The sequence below is a fragment of the Buchananella sp. 103232 genome (assembly GCF_058725725.1).
In genome coordinates, this window is sequence record NZ_JBZXJM010000011.1 from 1 (window position 1) to 17238 (window position 17238).

The 17238-nt window shown below is 69.5% G+C and carries 11 protein-coding genes and 1 pseudogene; 7 read left to right on the forward strand and 5 right to left on the reverse strand.

What is annotated here, in order from left to right; all coding sequences use genetic code 11:
* Positions 1–1563 precede the first annotated feature (1563 nt).
* Positions 1564–2385: a siderophore-interacting protein gene (locus tag AC4PWQ_RS01590; protein ID WP_492089581.1), complete on the reverse strand. Its 822-nt coding sequence runs from the start codon at positions 2383–2385 to the stop codon at positions 1564–1566.
* A gap of 236 nt (positions 2386–2621) precedes the next feature.
* On the opposite strand from AC4PWQ_RS01590, the gene ahpC reads away from it, so the two are divergent.
* The 3 genes from ahpC (at position 2622) to AC4PWQ_RS01605 (ending at position 5829) form a co-directional block, all read left to right on the forward strand.
* Positions 2622–3185 (forward strand): alkyl hydroperoxide reductase subunit C, encoded by a 564-nt coding sequence (gene ahpC, locus AC4PWQ_RS01595; protein ID WP_371151562.1) that lies wholly within the window; start codon positions 2622–2624, stop codon positions 3183–3185.
* 84 nt (positions 3186–3269) lie between these two features.
* Complete coding sequence (ahpF, locus tag AC4PWQ_RS01600; protein ID WP_492089582.1) at positions 3270–4850, forward strand: alkyl hydroperoxide reductase subunit F; 1581 nt, start codon at positions 3270–3272, stop codon at positions 4848–4850.
* Positions 4837–5829: a LysR substrate-binding domain-containing protein gene (locus tag AC4PWQ_RS01605; protein WP_371151561.1), complete on the forward strand. Its 993-nt coding sequence runs from the start codon at positions 4837–4839 to the stop codon at positions 5827–5829. The genes ahpF and AC4PWQ_RS01605 overlap by 14 nt, the downstream gene beginning before the upstream one ends.
* An 86-nt stretch (positions 5830–5915) precedes the next feature.
* Here AC4PWQ_RS01605 and AC4PWQ_RS01610 read toward each other — a convergent pair whose 3' ends face one another.
* A complete protein-coding gene (locus AC4PWQ_RS01610) occupies positions 5916–7766 on the reverse strand; it encodes a phosphoenolpyruvate carboxykinase (GTP) (protein WP_492089583.1) in 1851 nt (616 codons plus the stop codon).
* Between the two features lie 310 nt (positions 7767–8076).
* Between AC4PWQ_RS01610 and AC4PWQ_RS01615 the strand changes: the two genes are divergently transcribed.
* From AC4PWQ_RS01615 to trpB, 4 genes and pseudogenes are all read left to right on the forward strand, one after another.
* Positions 8077–8601 carry a PadR family transcriptional regulator gene (locus tag AC4PWQ_RS01615; RefSeq protein WP_371151559.1) on the forward strand — a complete coding sequence of 175 codons (525 nt, stop codon included), beginning with the start codon at positions 8077–8079 and terminating at the stop codon, positions 8599–8601.
* Positions 8592–9266: pseudogene (locus tag AC4PWQ_RS01620) on the forward strand (ABC transporter ATP-binding protein); the annotation flags it as partial. The gene AC4PWQ_RS01615 and the pseudogene AC4PWQ_RS01620, both read left to right, overlap by 10 nt.
* Positions 9267–9502: 236 nt before the next feature.
* Positions 9503–11695 carry an ABC transporter permease gene (locus tag AC4PWQ_RS01625; protein WP_492089584.1) on the forward strand — a complete coding sequence of 731 codons (2193 nt, stop codon included), beginning with the start codon at positions 9503–9505 and terminating at the stop codon, positions 11693–11695.
* A gap of 833 nt (positions 11696–12528) precedes the next feature.
* A complete protein-coding gene (trpB, locus tag AC4PWQ_RS01630) occupies positions 12529–13731 on the forward strand; it encodes a tryptophan synthase subunit beta (protein ID WP_492089586.1) in 1203 nt (400 codons plus the stop codon).
* A 79-nt stretch (positions 13732–13810) separates the two neighbouring features.
* On the opposite strand, the gene AC4PWQ_RS01635 is transcribed toward trpB, so the two are convergent.
* Genes AC4PWQ_RS01635 through AC4PWQ_RS01645 form a run of 3 tightly spaced genes read right to left on the reverse strand, consistent with a single transcriptional unit; the run spans position 13811 to position 16901 of the window.
* Positions 13811–15511: an ATP-binding cassette domain-containing protein gene (locus AC4PWQ_RS01635; protein WP_492089587.1), complete on the reverse strand. Its 1701-nt coding sequence runs from the start codon at positions 15509–15511 to the stop codon at positions 13811–13813.
* Positions 15511–16179 (reverse strand): ABC transporter permease, encoded by a 669-nt coding sequence (locus AC4PWQ_RS01640; protein ID WP_492089588.1) that lies wholly within the window; start codon positions 16177–16179, stop codon positions 15511–15513. The genes AC4PWQ_RS01635 and AC4PWQ_RS01640 overlap by 1 nt, the downstream gene beginning before the upstream one ends.
* Complete coding sequence (locus AC4PWQ_RS01645) at positions 16152–16901, reverse strand: hypothetical protein (RefSeq protein ID WP_492089589.1); 750 nt, start codon at positions 16899–16901, stop codon at positions 16152–16154. Before AC4PWQ_RS01645 ends, AC4PWQ_RS01640 begins: the two co-directional genes overlap by 28 nt.
* Between the last annotated feature and the right edge of the window lie 337 nt (positions 16902–17238).

The following is a 17238-nucleotide window of genomic DNA, read 5'->3' on the forward strand; positions in this document are numbered from 1 at the left end:
ACAAGATGGCTTGTCGTTGACCCTTTCGGGCCGGTTGACTACTTTACCGATCAACTCGGTAGCGAGTCAAATCGAAGCAATTTCTTGCCTCTGCGGAATTCGCTTTCGCGCTTTCCGGTTTCCGCTTTGCTCAGCGGCAACGAGGGAAAACATTAGGCGGGTTCTGCCCACCAGGTCAAATTCTGCGGGCGTGTCCTCGCCCACACGAGTGTGACCCGGCCCGAACAGGGGCTAGTTTTCCGCATGTTTTCAACGCTTCGACCGCAGGAAGATTGGCCCAGTCGGCGCCCACTCATGCGGCCACAGCGGGCAATTCTTCCCCGGACCCGGACGTGAAAGGACATTTTCGTGCGGTGCGACACATTTGGTGCATCTTTGCGGAGTGCGCGAATGAGCCAGCTGGCGGACAGTGGGATAGTTCGACGCTGCATCGGCGGTGTCGGAGGTGAGAGAGCGGGCAACGCGGTGAGAGCGGGCAACGCGGCGAGTGCGGGCAACGCGACGAGTACAGGCACTCGGCGGGCAGCGCGCTTAGTAGGCAGGGTGAGGGCGCCGCAGCTGGTGCGCCGACGCGCAAGTCCACGCAAGTGCTTCCGGCAACGGCGCGCTGCGAGGCTCAGGGCTGGGGCGCCTGTGTGCAAGCGCCGCAGACGCCAACGAGCACCTTGGCCGGCGGCAGGCCGCGCGGCATGGGCAAGCAAGCGCTGCCGGCGTCGGTTGGCACCTAGGCGGCTTGCCTGCGCGCGTGCGCAAATCGTTGAGGGCTTGGTGAACCTCTCGAGGGGTTGGTGAACCAGTCGTGGGCTTAGTGAACCTCTCGAGGGCCTACCCGAGCGGGTAACCCCTCAATCGGTGCAGCAAGCCCACAGGAGCTGCAGTAAAAGCTCAAAAGGTCGGCAAACCCCACAACCGGTTGCGCACGACCATCCCCGCTCCGGCGCAACCTCCGGCACGCCACCTGGGACCGGCAGAGCGAGAACCAGGCACCCGGACGGCGGCCGGCCCAGCTCACGGCGCAGGCCGGGCCTTGCACAACCGGTCCAGCCTTTGTCGCAGCTCTTGAGCCGTTCTTGCAGCTCTTGGGCCTTTAAGCGAGCTCTTCGGGCGTTAATCGGCGCCATAGCGCCACAAGAGGTGCAAGAAAGCCACCACCGAAACAACAACGCCTCAACGGGAACAACAAAGACTCAATCGTTTGTGCACGCCGGCTCGGGCCGTGCGTGGAACGTCGGACACCACCCCAGCCCCGCACCCAGCGAGCGGCACATTGACCTGGCGGGGAGGTATCTGGCATAGGCGCGGCTGGGCTGGGGCCGCTCCGGCCCGGCCCCGCGAGAAGGCTCGGTATCTGGCATAGGCGCGGCTGGGCTGGGGGAGAGCAACACATCAGGACTACCCACAGCCAACCGTCCCGCAGCCCACCGCCCCACAGCCCACCGCCCCGGAGCTAACCGCCCCGGAGCTAACCGCCCCGGAGCTAACCGTCCCGCAGCCCACCGCGCCGGAGCTAACCGCCCCGGAGCTAACCGCCCCACACACGCCCGGCCCTCGGCACGCCGCCGGTTAGCGCTGCGCGCTCCAGTAGCGCCCCACCTCGACGCGTCCGGCGCCCACGATTCCCTCGAGCAGCTCGCGCAGGTCGGAGGCCAGGGCGCTTTCGCCTGCCACCCACGCGAAGCCCTCTCCCCCGCCGGTGGCCAGGGTGAGGGCGGCGCGCTCGGCGGCCCGCAGTAGCCCGGAGTTGCAGCGCCCGGGCCCAGCCTGGCCCACCATCCAGTCGATGGAGGCGTCGGCGGCGGTAGCAAGGGGGCGTACCTCGGCAACGTCGTACACGGAGATGACGGCGGCGGCGCGCACCCCGGGGGCGGCCTGTTTCATCCAGCGTTCCACGGCCGGTAGGGCGGCCTGGTCGGCAACGAATAGGTACCAGTCGGCGTGGGGCGCGGCGGCGGTGGCGCTGGGACCGCTGAGGTAGGCAACGTCGCCGACCTGGGCGATGAACGCCCACTGGCCTACTAGTCCGCCTTCGTGGCGTAGCACGTCTAGCCAGAGCTCGCCGGCTGCGGGGTCCCAGTGACTGATGGTGTAGTGGCGTCCGCGGCCGCGCAGGGAGTCGGGTAGCCCCGCACCTGTTTGGCCTGGGGCGGCGCGCTCCACCTCTACTCCGGGTTGGGGGATGAGGAGTTTGCAGTGGTCGTCGAAGTTGGGGGAGGCGAGCGGCGGGCACTGGCCCCAGGGCATGTGGCCGGCTAGTTCGGGGCCGGTGAGGATTAGGCGGCGCATGCGTGGGCTGAGGCTGACTGCGCGGGCCACGGTGACTTGGCGCAGGGCAGTCGGCAGTTCGGTTCGCGGCCGCAGGGCGTCGTTACGTTCGGAGTGGGCCATCGTTCCGCCTCTCTGCGGGGCCACCGCCCGGTTCGCCCCGACTTAGGTCCTAGCGCCTAGGCCAACGGTAGCGGCCAGCGTGAGACGAAAGCCAACCGAGCGCCCCACCCAGATAGATTCACTCTATCTATCAGTACAGGAAGTAATGATAGACATTGCCTTGTAAAGCGCTGCCAGAGTGGATACAGTCAGAAAAACACCCGCGAGAACCGCGGCCCCACTGAGAGAGGCGCAAAATGTCCCTGATCAACACCAAGATCAAGCCCTTCAAGACCACCGGGTACCGCAACGGCGCGTTCGTGGACGTGACGGAGGCAGACCTGGCCGGCAAGTGGAACGTCGTCTTCTTCTACCCGGCGGACTTCACCTTCGTCTGCCCCACCGAGCTGTCCGACCTGCAGGGCATCTACGCCGAGCTGCAGGGCATGGGCGTGGAGGTCTACTCCGTCTCCCGCGACTCCCACTTTGTGCACAAGGCGTGGCACGAGACCTCCCCGGAGGTCGGCACCCTGACCTACACGATGCTGGGCGACGTGCAGGGCGTCATCACGGAGAACTTCGACAACATGCGCCCGGAGTCCGGCCTGTCTGACCGCTCCACCTACGTCATCGACCCCGACGGCGTGATCCAGTACCTGGAGACCACCCCGGAGGGCGTGGGCCGCAAGGCCGACGAGCTGCTGCGCAAGATCAAGGCCCTGCAGTACGTGCGCAACCACCCGGGCGAGGTGTGCCCGGCCAAGTGGGAAGAGGGCGACGAGACCCTGACCCCGTCCTTCGACCTCGTGGGCAAGATCTGATTTAGCGCGGAAAACTGCGGGGCCGGGCCGATCTCGGTTGGCCTGGCCCCCTCCCCGCGCTCGCCGATAGGAGCTGATGTAACTGTGGCCATTTTGGATGCGGCTGCCACGGCGCAGCTGAAGCAGTACCTGGAGCTAATCAAGCAGCCGGTGGAGCTGGCGGTGTCGCTGGACGGCGGCGAGGCCTCCGCCAAGACGCGCTCGCTGGTGGAAGAGATCGCGGCTCTCTCTGAGCTGGTGAGCGTGGTGGAGGAGCCGCACGCCTACACGCCCTCCTTCGCGATTCGCCGCGCGGGCACGGACGTGTCGGTGCGTTTTGCCGGCGTGCCGCTGGGGCACGAGTTTTCCTCGCTGGTGCTGGCGCTGGTGCAGGTTGGCGGCCACCCGCCGAGGCTTGAGGACGACGTCGTCGCTGCGGTCAAGTCCCTTGAGGGCGGCGAGTTCGTTACCTACATGTCTTTGACCTGCCAGAACTGCCCCACGGTGGTGCAGGCCCTGAACACCATGAGCGTGCTGAACCCGAAGATCCGCCACACGGCGGTGGAGGGCGGCGTGTTCCAGGAGGAGATCAAGGCCAAGAACATCCTGGCCGTCCCCACGGTCTACAAGGACGGCGCGGTCTTTGACCAGGGCCGCATGGACGTGGCGGACTTCGTGGCGAAGCTGGACGCTGGTGCGGCCGCCCGGGCCGCAGCCGCGCTCTCCGAGAAGGAGGCGTTCGACGTGCTGGTGCTGGGCGCCGGCCCGGCGGGTGCCACCGCCGCGATCTACGCGGCCCGCAAGGCGCTGCGCACGGGCCTGGTGGGGCAGCGCTTTGGCGGCCAGGTGCTGGACACGATGGCGATCGAGAACTTCATCTCCGTGCCCTACACAGAGGGCCCGCGCCTGGGTGCGGCCCTGGAGGAGCACGTGCGCGCCTACGACGTGGACGTGACCACCGGTGTGCAGGCGAGCGCTCTGCGCAAGGGTGCCGACGGCCTGCTGGAGGTGGACTTCGAGGGCGGCGGGCGGCTGCGCTCGCGCTCGGTGGTGCTGGCCACGGGTGCCCGCTACCGCACGCTGGGCGTGCCGGGCGAGGACGAGTACCGCAACAAGGGCGTCACGTTCTGCCCGCACTGCGATGGCCCGCTGTTCAAGGGCAAGCGCGTGGCCGTGATCGGCGGCGGCAACTCCGGCATCGAGGCGGCTATCGACCTGGCGGGCGTGGTGAGCCACGTGACGGTGGTGGAGTTCTTGGACGAGCTGAAGGCGGACGCCGTGCTGGTGGCCAAGCTGCGCTCGCTGCCGAACGTGGAGGTGCTGACCGGCACCCGCGTGGTGGAGGTGCTGGGCGACGGCGCGCAGGTGACGGGCCTGCAGGTGGAGGAGCGTGCCAGCGGGCAGCAGCGCCGCATCGACCTGGCCGGCGTGTTCGTGCAGATCGGTCTGCTGCCGAACACGGACTGGCTGGCGGGCTCGGTGGAGACCAACCGGGTGGGCGAGATCGTGATCGACCCGCGCGGCGCCACCTCCCTGCCGGGCGTGTTCGCGGCCGGTGACTGCACCAACGTGCCTTACAAGCAGATCGTGATCTCGCTGGGCGCGGGCGCCACGGCGTCGTTGAGCGCGTTCGATTACCTGATTCGTTCCGGTGCCGAGGGGGCGAGCAGCGATGAACCTGCGTGACCTCGAATACCTGGTGGCGGTGGCCGATGCCAGGTCCTTCCGGGCGGCGGCCACGAATTGCGGGGTTTCGCAGCCCACGCTGAGCGTTCAGATCAAGAAGCTGGAGACGGAGCTGGGCGTCTACCTGGTGGACCGCACGGCCAACCCGGTTTCCATCACCCCCGTTGGGGAGAAGGTGGTGGAGCGGGCGCGCCTGGCGCTGGAGGAGGTCAAGGCGGTCCGCGCGATCGCGCTGGCTGAGACGGGCTTGCCGCACTCTGTGCGCCTGGGCATGTTCCCCACGCTGGGCCCGTACCTGGCGCCGCACGTGCTGCCTGGCCTGCGCAAGGCGCTGCCGGGTGTGGAGGTGCTGCTGGCTGAGGACAAGTCCGCCTCCCTGTTGGCGTCGCTGGAGGCCGGCAAGCTGGATGCGGCGCTGGTGGCGCTGCCGGTGGAGAATCCGCGCCTGCACGCCCTGCCGCTGTTCCGCGAGGAGTTCGTGCTGGCCGCCCCGACGGGGCACCCGGTGTTGGCCGATTGCGGGGTTGGGGTGGACGACGTTGCCGCCGGCGCCCCCTCCGCCGCGCCTGCTTCTGCCGAGGCCGGCCTGGCCGGCCCGGCGCGGGTCAATGCCCGCAACCTGGAGGGCGCGGAGCTGCTGCTGCTTTCGGCCGGGCATTGCCTGGGTGACCAGGTGCGCGAGTGGGTGGAGGCCAACGGCTCGTCCTACCGGGGCGACTACATGGCCAGCTCGCTGGAGTCCATGCGACACATGGTGGCGGCCGGCAACATCACGCTGCTGCCGGCGCTGGCGGTGGCGCCGCCGGTGGCGGCCACGCCCGGGGTGGAGTTGCGCCGGTTCGCGGCGGATGCGCCCTCGCGGGATATCGCGCTGGTGTGGCTGGATAACTCCCCGCGCACGGAGCTGTGGGAGTCCCTGGCGGCCACCCTGGTGCCGAAGGTGAGCGCCCTCCCGGAGGGCATGATCCAGCCTCTCTAGGGGCTGCCGTTTTCCCGCCCGGCCGGGGTTGCCCGGGGGCTGGCCTTGGGGTGGGGCGCGAGTTCTCGCGCCCCACCCCACCGCTTTTACTCCGCTTCCAGGGCCGTGAGCACGGAGCGGTGGGCTTCCCAGATCTCCACGGGCATGCCCGGGAAGGAGGCCAGGTGCTCGGCGCGGCGCTCCATCTCTGCCTTCCACTTGGGCACGTCGATGGTCAGCAGCCGCTCCAGGTCCTCGGCCGGCAGGTCTAGCCCGGTCAGGTCCAGCTCCTCGGGCAGCGGCACGATGCCCACGGGGGTCTGGCGGCCCTTGGCGCGGCCTTCCTTGAGGTCCATGAGCCAGAGCAGGGCGCGCAGGTTCTCGCGGTAGCCCGGCCAGATGTAGCGGCCGTCCGCGTCGCGCTGGAACCAGTTGACGTGCGCGAAGATGGGCTGCTCCTTGGCGGCGCCCACGATGCGCAGCCAGTGCTGGGCGTATTCGCCCTCCGGGTAGGCCATGAAGGGGCGCATGGACATCGGGTCGTAGCGCAGCACGCCCTCCTTGCCCTCGGCGGCGAAGGTGGCCTCCACGCCCAGGGTGAGACCGTCGTAGACGCCCTCGGCAAGGGAGCGCATGGCGCGGATCAGCGGCTCGCGGTCCTTGGCACGCCCGCCGAAGATGATCGCGTCGATGGGCACGCCCTCGGGGCGCTCGAAGTCCGTGGCCACGTTGGGGACGTTGGCCAGGGTGGTGGTGAAACGGGAGTTGGGGTGGGCCCAGGCGTCCTCCTTGGCGTCGGAGCGCTGGCGCTCCACGGGGCGGTCGGAGATGAGCTCGCCCTTCCAGTCGCGCCAGCCGGTGACGTCTACCGGCGGCTGCGGGGTGCGGCCCTCCCACCACACCTCCTGGGTGAGCTCGTTGTAGGCCACGTTGGTGAACAGGGTCTTGGTGCCGGGCGCGATGGACTCCACGGCTGTGGGGTTGGTGACCTCGTTGGTGTCCTTGGCGACGCCGAAGGCACCGAACTCGGGGTTCATGCCGTACAGGCGGCCGTCTGCGGGGTTGACCCACAGCCAGGCGATGTCGTCGCCGTAGAACTCGACGTGGTAGCGCTCCCCGAGGGCGTCGGGGGCCAGCATCATCGCCAGGTTGGTCTTGCCGGAGGCGGAGGGGAAGCCGCCGCAGATGTGGTAGCGGCGCCCGGTCTGCTTGTCCGTGATGCCGATGAGCATGAACTGCTCTGCCAGGAACTCCTTGGAGGCCCAGCCGTCGTAGCAGGCCTGGCGCAGGCCGTGGGCGATCTTGCCGAGCAGGGCGTTGCCGCCGTAGGAGGAGCCGAAGTGGAGGATGGTGCGCCGGTCGGCGACGGTGGCGAACAGGCGCTGATCGGCGTCGGTGCCCTGCCCCAGGTTCTCCAGGTCGCCGGTGACGTGGACGGCGCGCACAAAGTGGTCGGGCTCCGCGAGGTTTTCCACGTACTGCACGCCCACGCGGGCCATGCGGATCATGTGGTGGACCACGGTGCGCGAGTCGGTCAGCTCCACGCCCACCGCGTACTTCTCTAGCGGGCAGCCCACCGGGGACATCAGGTAGGGCACCACGTACATGGTCTTGTCCTCTGAGGCGCCGCGCATGCGCTCGGTCTGAATCTCCACGGTCTGCGCCGCGTCGCGCCAGTTGTTGTAGGCGCCCTTCTCCGCCGGGTCTGCGGTGGCGACCACGGTGCGTTCCTCGGAGCGCGCCGTGTCCTTCCAGTAGGAGCGCGAGTAGTACAGCCCGCCCTTGACGGGCAGGATTTCCCCGTACTCCAGGGATTCGGCCAGCAGGCGGTCGTCGTCGGCTGCGTCTACGACCTCGATGCGGTCGGGCTGGGTGATCTCCGCCCACTCCTTCACGTAGGCCCGCACGTGGGGGTTGTGCAGACCGGCCTGGTCCAGGATGGCGTCAACGTCCTTCATGGCTCCTTCTTCCCGCGCCGCGCGCGTCGGCAGACTTCGTTGTGCCGAACATTATTGTTCGCACGCACTAATCTAGCGCCGCGCGCGGCGGATTTCCAGCGCGCACCGAAAGGGGGCAGCCCCAAGCCCGCCCAGCCAACCGCCGCGCGGGTCACCCGCACACCCACACGCCCACGCCCGCACCCCACCGCCCGAGACTCGCCCCGGCGGCGGACCAGCCGGGCCGCGCCCTTCCTCCCGCAGGATGAACTTCCGACCAATTCCCCTGCTGCTATACACCGCGTACATACGCCGCGTTTATAGTGGCGCCGTGGACACGAGACTGACCCTGCTGGGCCTGCTCAACGCGGGCTCCGGCTACGGATATGACCTGAAGAACTCCTGGGACCGCTGGTTCGCGCAGACCAAGCCCCTGGCCTTCGGGCAGGTGTACGCCACCCTGGCGCGCCTGCTGCGCGACGGCCTGATCGTCACGGCGGGCGCCGAGCCCGGCGCCGGCCCGGAGCGAAAGCGCTACCAGATCACCCCGGCCGGCCGCGAGCTGGTCGCCAACTGGCTCTTCTCCCCCCAGGTCGCCGCCACCTCGATCCAGGCCGAGCTGTTTGCCAAGACCGTCATCGCCCTCCTTTTGGATGACGACGCCCAGCGCCTGCTGGACCTGCAACGCCTGGAACACATGGCCCAGCTGCGCGAGCTCACTCGCCGCAAGCAGGGTGCGGACCTGTCCACTGTCCTGATCGCCGACCACGCGATCTTCCACCTGGAGGCCGATCTGCGCTGGATCGACCTGACCAGCGCCCGCCTGGGCGCGCTACGCAAGGAGGTATTGGCGTGAACGCCCCCATCCTTTCCGCCCGTGGACTGCACCTGTCCTACGGCCCCACCCACGCCCTGCGCGGGGTGGACATCGACATCGCCGCCGGGGAGATCCTGGCCGTGATGGGCCCCTCCGGCTCCGGCAAGTCCTCGCTGCTGCACGTCCTGGCCGGCGTGCTGCTGCCCGACGCCGGCAGCGTCATCTTTGGCGGCCGCGACGTGACCAAGTGCAGCGAGGACGAGCGTTCCCGCCTGCGCCTGCGCGAGTTCGGTTTCATCTTCCAGTTCGGCCAGCTGCTGCCGGACCTCTCCGCCGTGGACAACGTGGCCCTGCCGCTGCTCTTGACGGGCGTCAAGCGCCGCCGCGCCACCCAGATCGCCCGCGAGCGCCTGAGCGCCCTAGGCCTGGACGCGGAGGCCGACAAGCTGCCCACCGCCATGTCCGGTGGCCAGGCGCAGCGCGTGGCCGTGGCCCGCGCCCTGGCGCTGCACCCTAAGATCATCTTCGCCGACGAACCCACCGGCTCCCTGGACTCCCTCTCCGCCGAGCAGACCATGGAGGTGCTTATCTCCACCGCCCGGCAGGCCGGCGCGACCGTCGTGATCATCACCCACGACCCGCGCACCGCCGCCTACGCCGACCGTGAGGTCATTGTGCGCGACGGCCTGATCACCGCCGGCTCCCTGCTAGAGCCCACCAACCGGTTCACCGGCGCCCCCACCACGATGCCCGCCCTTCTACCCGGCCAGGTCGGGATGGCCGACGTTGCCGCCCACGCCCCCGCCACCGCGCCCGGCCCCCTGCCCGGCCAGGTGGGGCAGGCCGGCTCCACTGCGGCCGGTTTCGTGGGGGCGGCGGGAGGAGCGTCGTCCACCCAGGGCGTAGCAGGACTCGGTGCGCTGGGAGGGCAGGCGGCCCAATGAGGAATCTGGACTTCGTTCGCACCGTATCCATCTCCAACCGCTCCAACCGCAACCGCCTGTTGGGGATCATCGCGGGCGTGATGGTGGGCGTAAGCCTGGCGCTGCTACTGCTGGCCGCCTCCAACTCCTTCCCCACCCGCAACCTGCGCTCCACTTGGGCGGAGAACAGCGGATCCAGCTACGACTTCGATCCCTCCAACGCGCAGGTGGGAGCCGACCAGATGCTGGTGAGCGCGACGATTGACCACTACGCGGGCAACAAGATCAACGTGCTGTTCTTCCACGCCCAGCCGGAAACGACCGCCACCATCCCGGGTGTGCCGCGGCTGCCCAAGGAGGGGACCTTCCTGGTCTCCCCGGCCCTGGCCCAGCATGTGCGCACCGCGGGTGCGGGCGAGCTCTCAGAGCGGTGGGGCACCCTGGCAGGCGAGCTACCCACCAGCGCCCTGCGCGGGCCGGACTCGCTGGTGGCCCTGGTGTCCACCGACCTGGAGACCGTGCTGAACACACCCGGAACGGACAGCCCCATCTTGGTTCGCGAACTGGTTGGGAAGGACTTCTCCAGCACCGCCTACCGCATCGTCGCCTTGATCGGCGCGGTGGCCGTGCTGGTACCGGCCCTACTACTTATCGGCATCGTCACCGAGCTCGGCGCCGTGCAGCGCCAGCAGCGCTTCTCCACGCTGCGCCTGATCGGGGCAACCCCGGGCCAGGTGGCCGCCGTCTCCGCGCTCGAGACTGGAGTGACCTCCCTGGTCGGCTCCCTGCTGGGCATCGGCCTCTACCTGGCCGTGGTGCCCCTGGCCGCCCAGATCCCTATCGAGGGCTCGCGCTTCTACCCCGGTGACCTGATCCTGGCGCCCCTGCCGATCGCGCTGACCGTGATCGGCGTGGTGACGCTCTCCACCGGGTGGGCATGGTTGAAGGCGCGCCGCCTGGGCCAAAATCCCCTCGTCCACGCGCGCCGGAGAAACGAAAAGCGCCCCCGCTGGTGGTCGATCGTGCCGCTCGTGATTGGCGTGGCCGCATTCGCAGCGCCTGCGGTGGCCAAGCAGTTCGACCAGGAATCCACGCTACTGAGCGTCTACTCCGGTGAGCTGCTGCTGGCTGGCTTCCTTGGCACCGCCTTCGGCCTCCTCTGGGCCGGGCCGTGGCTGACCGCCCTGGTGGCGCGTGCGACCAGCGGCCTGGCAGGCTCCCCCGCCCTAGTGGTGGGGGCGAACCGGGTGGCCCACCACCCGCGCGCCACCTTCCGCTCCGTGGCCGGCATGGTCATCGCGGTGTTCACCGTCACCTTCTTCTCAGTGGGGATCACCTCCGCCGCCTCCGAGTTCAAGGGAGACTCCGGGCCCGGCGCGCTGCCTGCCGGGGCCCTGGTTAGCCGGGTCTACGAGACACCGGAGGCGATCGCAGCCGCCACCACCGCCGTCCGTGGCGTCGAGGGAGTCACCGACGCGTTCTCCCTCCACCCCTCCTACCTGGAATCTCACCCGAGAGGCTCCTACAGCACGCTGCTCGCCACCGACGCCGTCAAGCTGGGCCTGGACGTGCCTGCCGGTGCCGAGTGGGTGGCCGTCAACGAGGGCTGGATAACCGGCTACGAGGAGGCCAAAGTGATCAAGTCCGCCCAGCCGGTCAAGGGCCCGGACTCCCTCACCGAGCTCGTGGTGCTCACTGACGGCAAGACCGCCAGCGTGGAGCGAGCCCGCACCACTCTGCTCCTGCGCCAGCTGAACTTTTACTCCTCTCCCCGCACGCCCGCAGACACCCGCAGCTGGTACAACGACGCCCCCGAGATCGAGTTCTCCATCCTGGCCTCCATCGGCATCCTCATCGCCGCCGCGATCTCCACCGTTGCCCTGGGCGTCTCCACCTACGCGGCATTCGTGGACCGGCTGCGGGTGTTCGGGCTACTCAGGCTATCCGGCATGCCCCGCAAGGTTTTGGGCCGGATCACCGCCTGGGAGGCCGCGCTGCCCGTGGCCACCGTATTCCTGCTCTCCGTGGGCCTGGGGGCGTTCTCAGCCTGGGCGCTGGTCACCGGCGTCTCCCAACGCAAGGTGGGCGTCCCGGGCCCCATCTTCCTGGTCACGCTGGCCGCCTGCCTGGCCTTGATGATGGCCGCAGTCGCCGCGACCTCGCGGGCCGCAGCCAAGGCGGACACCGGCGGGATCACCCGCTTCGAGTAGCCCCGGGCCCGGGATGGTGGGAGACGGCCCGGGCCGTGCCCACCAATGCCACCCTCGTCCCGCTCGCCGGTACCGCAGCACACTGCGGGGCCGGCGAGCGGGCGTGCGCAAACAATTGAGGGCTTAGTGCACCTCTCGTAGGGTTGGCCCACCGATCGTGGGCTTAGTGAACCTCTCGAGGGCTTACCCGGGCCGGTAGCCCCTCAGTCGGTGCACCAACCCCGCAATAGGTGCACCAAAAGCTCAATAGGTCGAGTAACCCCACAGTCAGTTGCGCAACAGTGCCCGACGCCGTCCGGGCGGGCGTCCCCGTCCGGCAGATAAGCAAGGCACTAGGCAGCCCGAACCCCGAGGCGGCCGACCAGCGCACCGCGCCCGGCCCCAGTCCTCGGCCGTCTGACCGGCGCGTCCGTTCCAGCGCACCGCGCCCGGGCCGGTCCCGGCGCGGTGCCTGCGCGGTCAGCACAGTCTGGCCCGGGCCCCGGGGCGGCCGGACCAGCCATCCTCGTCGATGGGCCGCTGCAGACCGACCTTGCGCAAACGATTGCGCCTTTATTGCAGTCATTGAGCCGTTGTTGCAGCTCTCCTGGCCTTGGGCGACCTATTGCGCCTTTAATCGGCCCCGTAGCGCTTCAAAAGGTGCAACAAAGCCACGACCGGTACAACAAGGGCTCAACGGGAACAACAAAGGCTCAATCGGTTGCGCACGGCGGCTCGGCCCGCGTGAGCCGCCCGCGCCGGGGTGGTGGGAGCCGCGCTCCCGGCTCCCACCACCCCGGTTCACGTTTTGACCAGCTTCGCCCACTAGGCGGACACGTGGTTAAAGTTCGTCCATGACTTCGCTAGTGCACGCCGACGAGGGCGGCTTCTTTGGTTCGCACGGTGGGCGCTTTGTGCCCCCGCAGCTCGAGACTCCCATCGCTGAGGTGGCAGCGGCCTACGCCGAGGCCCGCCAGGACCCCGAGTTCCAGGCAGAGTATGAGGCGCTGCTGGCCGACTACGTTGGCCGCCCCTCCCCGCTGTTCCTGGCCGAGGGCTTGAGCCGCGAGCTGGGCGGCGCCAAGATCTACCTCAAGCGCGAGGACCTGAACCACACCGGCGCGCACAAGATCAACCACTGCCTGGGCGAGGGCCTGTTGGCCAAGCGCATGGGCAAGAAGAAGCTGATGGCTGAGACGGGCGCCGGCCAGCACGGCGTGGCCCTGGCCACCGCTGCTGCTCTGCTTGGCCTGGAGTGCGAGATCCACATGGGCGCCATCGACGTGGAGAAGCAGCGCCCCAACGTGGTGCGCATGCAGATGCTGGGCGCCAAGGTGGTCTCCGTCGAGTCCGGCGGCCGCTGCCTGAAGGACGCCGTTGACTCCGCGTTCTCCGTGTTCGCGCGCGACTACAAGGACACCTTCTTCGCCATCGGTTCCGTGGTGGGCCCGGACCCGTACCCCTCGATGGTGCGCGACTTCCAGTCGATCGTGGGCCGCGAGGCCAAGAAGCAGATCCTGGCCAAGGAGGGCCGCCTGCCCGACGCGCTGGTGGCCTCCGTGGGCGGCGGCTCCAACGCGCTGGGTCTCTTCACCGAGTTCCTGGAGGACACCGAGGTGAAGATGTACGGCGTGGAGCCTGCGGGCCGCAACCTGGACGTGGTGGGCGAGCACGCCGCCACCATGACCTTCGGCACCCCGGGCATGCTGCACGGCATGAAGACCCTGGTGCTGCAGGACGAGGCGGGCGAGCCTGCCCCGGTTCACTCCATCGCCTCCGGCCTGGACTACCCGGGCGTTGGCCCGCAGCACGCGTTCCTGAAGGAGGTGGGCCGCGTGGAGTACGTGCACGCCTCCGACGCCGAGACGCTGGCCGCCTTCCAGATGCTGTGCCGCACGGAGGGCATCATCCCGGCGCTGGAGTCCTCCCACGCGCTGGCGCACGCCATCCGCCTGGCCCCGACGCTGAGCAACGACCAGATCGTCGTGGTCAACCTGTCCGGTCGCGGCGACAAGGACATCGACTACGTGGCCGAGCGCCTGGCAGAGCACGCCTAGGTCAATCGGGCCCCATCCGGTGGGGGCGGCGGGATTGCTTCCCGCCGCCCCCACCGTCGTTTCACGCGTGAAACAGCTGCTATCTGCTGAACAGTCCGGCCAGGTCCAGCTCCGCCGGCGCCCCGGCCCCGATCACCTCCCCTTCCCGCAGCAGCACCAGCTGGTCGCACTGCTCGGCCTCCTGCAGGTAGTGGGTGGTCACCAGGATTCCCGCCCCGGCCCGCGCGCGCATGCGCAGCTGCTGCCACAGGCGCGCCCGGCCAAGCGGGTCCAGCCCGGAGGTGGGCTCGTCCAGGATCAGCAGGCGCGGACGGTGAACGTTGGCTGCGTGGAAGGCCAGCACGCGCCGGGCCCCGAGCGGCAGCCCGCCCACCGGCGCGCCTCCTAGCTGGGCGGCGAAGGCCGCCGCCTCAGTCCCGATCTGCGCGCCGTGCACCCTGGCCACCAGCTCAAGGTTCTGCCGGGCATTCAGGCTCGGGTACAGGCCCAGGCCCTGCGCCAGGTAGCCGATGTGGCGGCGCCCCTGCCTGCCCGGGGCCAGCCCCATCAGCTCCGCCCGCCCGCCGCTGGGCTGCTCCAGGCCCAGCAGGATCCGCATGAGCGTCGTCTTACCGGCCCCGTTTCCCCCGATCAGCCCGACCACCTGGCCCGGCCTCACCTCCAGGTCCACGCCCTTGAGCGCCTCGAAGCTGCCAAAGCGGCAGCGCACCCCGGTGGCCCGCGCCAGCGGTCGGCCCACGCCCACAGCCGCACCCGCAGCCTCCACACCGACACCCACGCCCGCAGCCGTGCCCGCCCCCTCGACGCCAACGCCCACGGCCCCGGCACCCGCGTCCTCTGCCCGCACGCCGTCCGTGCTCCCGCCCCCTGCGCGCTCGGCGCCGCGTTCTCCGGGCGGTGGGGCGGCAGCGTCGTCCTTCCCCTCCTGCCTGGCCAGCAGCAGCGCGATCGCGGCGTTTTCCAGGCTGGGGGCGCGTTCCTCCCGCGCGCCGGCGGGGCGTAGCTGCGCGGTGGGTGTCCAGCCGTAGCGCGCCCGCCCCACGTTCCAGGTGCGGCCCTCCGGCAGGCACTCCTCCCCTTCCGGCAGGCACTCCTCCCCCTCGGCCAGGCGCCAGATTCTGCCGGGGGCCTGCGCGCAGACCTCGGCGGGCGTGCCGACTGCCAGCAGGTCGCCGTCGGCTAGGAAGAAGACGCGGTCGGCGCGGGCGGCCTCGTCCAGGTAGGTGGTGGCCAGCACCACGGTGGCGCCCTCCCCCGCCGCCGCGCGCAGCAGGGCCCAGATTTGGGCGCGCGAGTCGGGGTCCACGCCGGTGGTGGGCTCATCCAGTAGGAGCAGGTCGGGGCGATGCAGCGCCGCCAGCACGAAGCCAAGCTTCTTGCGCATGCCGCCGCTGAGCCGCCCTGCCAGGCGCCCGCCTACCTCGCCCAGGCCGGCCAGTTCCAGCAGTTTCTTGGCGCGCGGTTGCCACGTCGCGGCGGGCAGGCGGTGCACCCGAGCGGCGAATTCGACGTTCTCTGCCACGCTCAACTGCCGCCACACGCCGTCGCCATCCCCCTGGTAGCCCACGGTTGGACGACGTTGCCCCTGCGGCCCCTCCCACTTCACCGTGCCCGGCGTGGCGGCGGGCACCCGCCCGGCCAGGAGGCGCAGCAGGGTGGACTTGCCGGCCCCGTCCCCGCCCACCAGGGCTGAGACGGTGCCGGGGCGGAACTCCCCGGACAGGGCGGTGAGGGCAACGACTCGCCCGTAGGTGACGGTGGCGTCTTGGAGGCGCAGCATCAGCGGCCTCCTCCGTGCGCCAGGCTGTAGCGCATGCGAGCCGTGGCCGCCCCGAAGATTCCGAGCGCCATGGCGGCCATGATGGCCAGCGGCAGCCACATGGTCTCCAGTCCGGCGCCGCGCAGCATGACCCCCAGGGAGAACTGGCGGAACCAGGTCAGGGGCAGGCAGTAGCCGATGGCCCTGATCCAGGCCGGCATGGTGCCCAGCGGGTAGATGAGGCCGGAGAGGATGATCTGCGGCACCACCATCATGATGGCCAGCTGGATCGCCTGGCCGGTGGTCTGGGAGATGGATGAGATGAACACGCCCACGCCCAGCACCACGAAGGCGAAGAGCAGCACCCCGAGGGCGAACAGGAGGGCCGAGCCTTCGAAGGGGACGCCGAACAGGGTGAGGGCGACCACGGTGACGACGGCCATGTCCAGCACTGCCAGCAGGAAGTAGGGGGTGATCTTGCCCAGGATGATGTCCACCGGGCGCAGCGGCATGACCGCCAGTTGCTCCAGGGTGCCCGCCTCCCGTTCCCGCACCAGGCCGATGGAGGTGATGAGGACCCCGATGAAGACCATGATGAGCCCGACCAGCGGCGGCACCATTACCCAGGCGGTGGACAGGTCTGGGTTGAACATGACGGTGACTAGGGAGTCGGCGTCCAGGCTGGGCACCTGGGGTAGCTCCGGCAGTTCGGGCAGGGCGGGCAGCTCGGTCTGGGACGGGAGGGTGGGGAGGGCGTCGCCGGCGGGAAGTTCCGGCAGCGGCGGGAGGGCCGGCATGGGGGCGCCCGGGGGAGCTGGCTGAGCCCGTCTAGCGTTTGGGCGAGCTGCGGCAGCACCTGGCGGAGGTTTTCTAGCTGCGGCAGGGCGGCGCGTAGTTCTTCGAGGGGGGCTCGGAACTGTTCGAGGTCGGCGCGCATGCCCGCCATCTGCTCCAGCTGCGCCTCGGCCTGGGCCTGGGCGTCGCTGGCGGCGAGCTCCACCACGTAAGCACGCGCGGCCTGCGCCATGAAGAGCTCCGAGCCGTCCACGTATGCGCGCATCCGCTCCGAGAGCGGCGCTGCGGCCGTGGTGGCGCCCTGAGTGGTTTTGGTCAGGAGTACGACGTCGTAGCGCTGGCCGCGCAAAAGTTGTGCCGCGTTTTCTGCGCCGGCGGGTGGGGCGTCGTCCACTAGTTCGATGTCGAAGTGGGCGGCGCCGACCTCGTTTTGCCTGATGTCCTGGCTGAGGGCGGTGGCGCCGGGGCCGATGACGGCCACGCTGACGCGGTCGACGCGGAAGGAGGCGGCGTAGCCGAAGATGATGAGCAGGACTACCGGGAGGGCCACCAGCATGGTGAGGGTGCGCCGGTCCCTGACGAGCTCGCGAAACTCCTTGATTATGAGCGCTTTCATCGCACCATCCCCCATTTCATCGGCTGATGAATTGGATACTAGTCCATAGTTTCCCCGCGTGGGGAAACTGGGGGTGGGCAATAATGGATCGGGGCGAGGAAAGGAGGTAGACGTGCAGGCACAGTCGACGGCCGGGGCGGGCCAGCCGGCCGGTCGGAGGCCACGCCGAGGCGCCACCGCCGGCGCACGCGGGCCGCGCACCGAGGCCCGCGACTGGCGGGCGGAGATCCTGCAGGCTGAAGCGGCGCACGAAAAACGTCTATGGGTCCCAAGAGACTCGTTGTCACGGTAGGCGGTTCGTGAATATCGGGTCGATAACTGAACGAAGTAGATGAGC

Bases quoted from the DNA above. Each gene is read 5' to 3' on its own strand.
- AC4PWQ_RS01645 (WP_492089589.1), bottom strand. From the start codon at position 16,901: ATGAAAGCGCTCATAATCAAGGAGTTTCGCGAGCTCGTCAGGGACCGG.
- AC4PWQ_RS01625 (WP_492089584.1), top strand. From the start codon at position 9,503: ATGAGGAATCTGGACTTCGTTCGCACCGTATCCATCTCCAACCGCTCC.
- ahpC (WP_371151562.1), top strand. From the start codon at position 2,622: ATGTCCCTGATCAACACCAAGATCAAGCCCTTCAAGACCACCGGGTAC.
- AC4PWQ_RS01635 (WP_492089587.1), bottom strand. From the start codon at position 15,511: ATGCTGCGCCTCCAAGACGCCACCGTCACCTACGGGCGAGTCGTTGCC.
- AC4PWQ_RS01610 (WP_492089583.1), bottom strand. From the start codon at position 7,766: ATGAAGGACGTTGACGCCATCCTGGACCAGGCCGGTCTGCACAACCCC.
- AC4PWQ_RS01590 (WP_492089581.1), bottom strand. From the start codon at position 2,385: ATGGCCCACTCCGAACGTAACGACGCCCTGCGGCCGCGAACCGAACTG.
- AC4PWQ_RS01605 (WP_371151561.1), top strand. From the start codon at position 4,837: ATGAACCTGCGTGACCTCGAATACCTGGTGGCGGTGGCCGATGCCAGG.
- trpB (WP_492089586.1), top strand. From the start codon at position 12,529: ATGACTTCGCTAGTGCACGCCGACGAGGGCGGCTTCTTTGGTTCGCAC.